Here is a 3,406-nt window from a genome sequence, read left to right as displayed (position 1 = left end):
TTAGCGAAACATTTGAATATCTTATAAATGGCAATTCACTGACTATAAAAGGATTCAGCAACCCGTTTTCAGTTTCATTGGAAGTAAGAATAGATGTGAATTTCGTTAAAGTCGAGTAAGTTTATCTAATACACTTCCTGAAGTTCTTGAATATCCAAAATTTTGATGTTTCTACCTTCAATATCAATCATGCCTTCTTTCTTGAAATCTGAAAGACATCGGATAAGCGTTTCGGTGGCTATGCCTGCAACACTGGCCAGATCGCTTCGTGAAATCTTGATAGCATCTCCAGGACTCTGACTCAGTTTTTCGGCAAATTTTAATATGGTACTGGCCGTTTTCTTTTTAACAGAACTGTAAGCCATTTGCAATAACTGATCTTTTACATCTTTTAAATCGTCGGTGAGCATTTGAATAAGTTCTAAGGTCACATTCTGATTGGTATCAAGAACTTGTTTAAGCTGATCTTTTGAGAGTCCAAAAAGTTGTACATCTCTAATAGCCGTTGAAGTTTCTTGATACGGAATGTTTTGGGTAAATGAAGTATAACCAAAGATATCCGAAGTATTGTACAAAGCTGTGGTAAGTTCTTTGCCTTGTTCATCAAACTTATGGCATTTTACAACGCCACTACGGACTAAAAATATATAATTTGAATTTTGCCCTTCGTCATAAATCAGATCGCCTTGCTGAAAATCAAATGCCTTACCATGTATTTCAAAATACACCTTTAAGTCGTTGAGCGTTCTTAAATCAGAGGTCTTTTTTTCTTTTTCACTAAGTTCCTCTTCTCTTTGGAAATCTTTTAAAATAGATACTTTTGCCAAACGGCTTTCAATGGCACTAACCAACTCTTCTTCATTAAAGGGTTTAGTAATATAATCATCAGCTCCCAAATTCATCCCTTTGCGCACATCTTGTCGCTCAGTTTTTGCAGATAAAAATATAAAAGGTATAAACTTGGTAAGTTCATTGTTTGAAAGCGTGCTCAAAACATCATAACCATCCATTTCGGGCATCATAATGTCGCAAACAATTACATCTGGGTGTTCATTTATTGCTTTTTCGACACCAATTTTGCCATTGGAAGCGGTAATCACGTCATAATCCGAAAGCTCTAATAATTCGGCCGTGTTTTCACGTAATACGACATCATCTTCAATCAATAATACTTTTTTTGTCATAATGCTTTGTTTGGTATGCTTAGTATAAATGTTGAGCCTTCATGGGCTTTGCTTTTAAAGTGGATGGACCCTCCTAGATTTTCAATGTTTGATTTTACAATATTCAATCCAATTCCGGTGCCTGGTGTGGTCAGGGCATTTTCTGCCCTAAAATAACGATTGAAAATATTTTTTTGATCCTTTTCCGGAATTCCGATGCCATTGTCGGATATTTCAAAAATTGTATTCTTTTCGTCTTGGGTAATTGTAATAACGACCAACGAATATTCTGGCGAATACTTAATGGCGTTGTGCACCAAATTGGTCAAGGCCAGTTCAATGGTCCTTTCATCCTGTACAAGGACAATGTCGTCAATGTTTTCAGGATATTTAACTTGTTGTCCTTCTTTGAGCAACATATTGGCATTATAAACCACCTCATTAAGGACTTTACTTAATCTAAAGGTTGAAATTTTATAATTGACCTTTCCGGTTTCCAATTTTTCGATAGACAGAAAATCATTCAAAATAGCATTTAGATAATGTACTTTTTCTGTAATGATCTTAATGTGTTTATCTCTATTCACCTGCTGATCTTCGCGAGTGTATTTACTCAACAGCATGGATGATGTTAAGATTCCGCTCAACGGCGTTTTAAACTCATGCGAAACTAAAGACAAGAATTTGGTTTTTAAGTCGTTAAGTTCTTTTTCCTTTTCGAGTGCCGTTTTAAGTTGCTTGGTTCTAAGTTCTACCGTTTTTTCTAGCTTTTGGGTATAATTTTTTTGCTCTGTAATATCCAGGATAATGGCAATAAAAACGTCACGTTCGCCCAATTTTGACAGTTCTAAACTTACATAAACAGGATAGGTGGTCCCATTTTTTCGGATATGAACAGCTTCAAACTCTACCCTACTTTCGGTTTTATTGATTAATGGCGCACTTAACTTATGCCACTTTTTAAGCGAAAAATTGGGTTTAATGTCCACTGGGGTCAATTCCTTAAGTTCCTCTAAAGTATAGCCAAGATTTTTCTGGGCACCATAATTGACATTGATAAACTTTAAAGTATTAAAATCAAAAACATAAATTTCATTAAGTGAATTATCAAATATTTTTGAAAGGTAATTACGCTCTTCCTCGGCGTTTTTTCGTTTGGTAATATCATTTTGGATTCCGATATAATGTGTCATCACCCCTTCATGGTTTTTGATGGGATTGATGGAAAGGTCATTCCAAAATAAGGTGCCATCCTTTTTATAGTTTCGTAAAATCACTTGGCAGCTTTCGCCTTTTTTTAAAGCTTCCCGAACTTTTGAAATAGCCGCTTGGTCCCTATCATCGCCTTGCAAAAACCGACCATTTTTACCGAATATTTCTTCGGCATCATACCCGGTCAACTCTTGAAAAGCGGGATTAAAATAGATGATTGGTTGGTCTTTTTGAAGATTATCACAAATGATAATGCCATTTCCTGCCGCTTGTAGTGCTTCGCTCCTTAAGCTAAGTGTTTCTTCAATTTTTTTACGTTCACTAACATCCATGACCAATGCCATGACATAGGTTTTTTCATATAACGTAAATGGATTTAGCCCAACCTCAACAGGAAATTCCTTATTATTTTTATTTAAGCCAAAGAGGCCACGACCATGGCCCATTCTTCGTTTTTCACTCTTTTTATAAAATGATGTAAAATGATGGGTGTGCTTATGATGATAGGTGCTTGGTATCAAGACATTTAAAGGTTTACCCACCAATTCATTAGCTTCATAACCAAACATGGCATTGGCAGAAATATTGGTCGAAACAATGTTTTGATGCTCATCTACAATCACAATCCCCTCAGAAACAGCATCTGAAAGCACTTGAAGAACATCGACTTGATTTCCAAACATAGATGGTAATAGGTTTGCTTAAGAGAGGCGTGAAGATACTGACTATTTAAGAAATTTTAAATAGCCATATTCCAAAATCGATGAATTTAACATATTCTATGGCGTAACTTGACATTTTTGTTAGAGCAAATGGATCGTCTGAAAGTCACAACCTGATATTTATCATAACTTTTAAATTGATAATCACTACATTTATAACATGCTAAATCATAAACCTAATTTCAATTTAAGATGAATGTAAAGTTATACCAAAATCTCGGTAAATTGTTCTACAGCGTTGCCAGTGCCGACCAAAAGGTGAACGAAGCAGAAGCCAACAAACTCAAAGAAATCATAAAAAAACATTGG

General features: G+C 35.3%; 2 protein-coding genes. Both read right to left on the bottom strand.

The genetic code is table 11. The annotated features are described in order from the left end of the window. Positions 1 to 125: 125 nt before the first annotated feature. Positions 126 to 1,184: a response regulator gene (locus VNJ50_RS00740; protein ID WP_325578096.1), complete on the bottom strand. Its 1,059-nt coding sequence runs from the start codon at positions 1,182 to 1,184 to the stop codon at positions 126 to 128. Then, the gene (locus VNJ50_RS00735) at positions 1,181 to 3,058 is read right to left on the bottom strand and encodes a PAS domain S-box protein (RefSeq protein WP_325578094.1); all 1,878 of its coding nucleotides are present in this window, start codon (positions 3,056 to 3,058) and stop codon (positions 1,181 to 1,183) included. The genes VNJ50_RS00740 and VNJ50_RS00735 overlap by 4 nt, the downstream gene beginning before the upstream one ends. Between the last annotated feature and the right edge of the window lie 348 nt (positions 3,059 to 3,406).

Source organism: Gelidibacter sp., assembly GCF_035577925.1.
GTDB lineage: Bacteria > Bacteroidota > Bacteroidia > Flavobacteriales > Flavobacteriaceae > Gelidibacter.
Note: the sequence above shows the minus strand (reverse complement) of the source record. Positions and strands in the feature narration are given on the sequence as shown.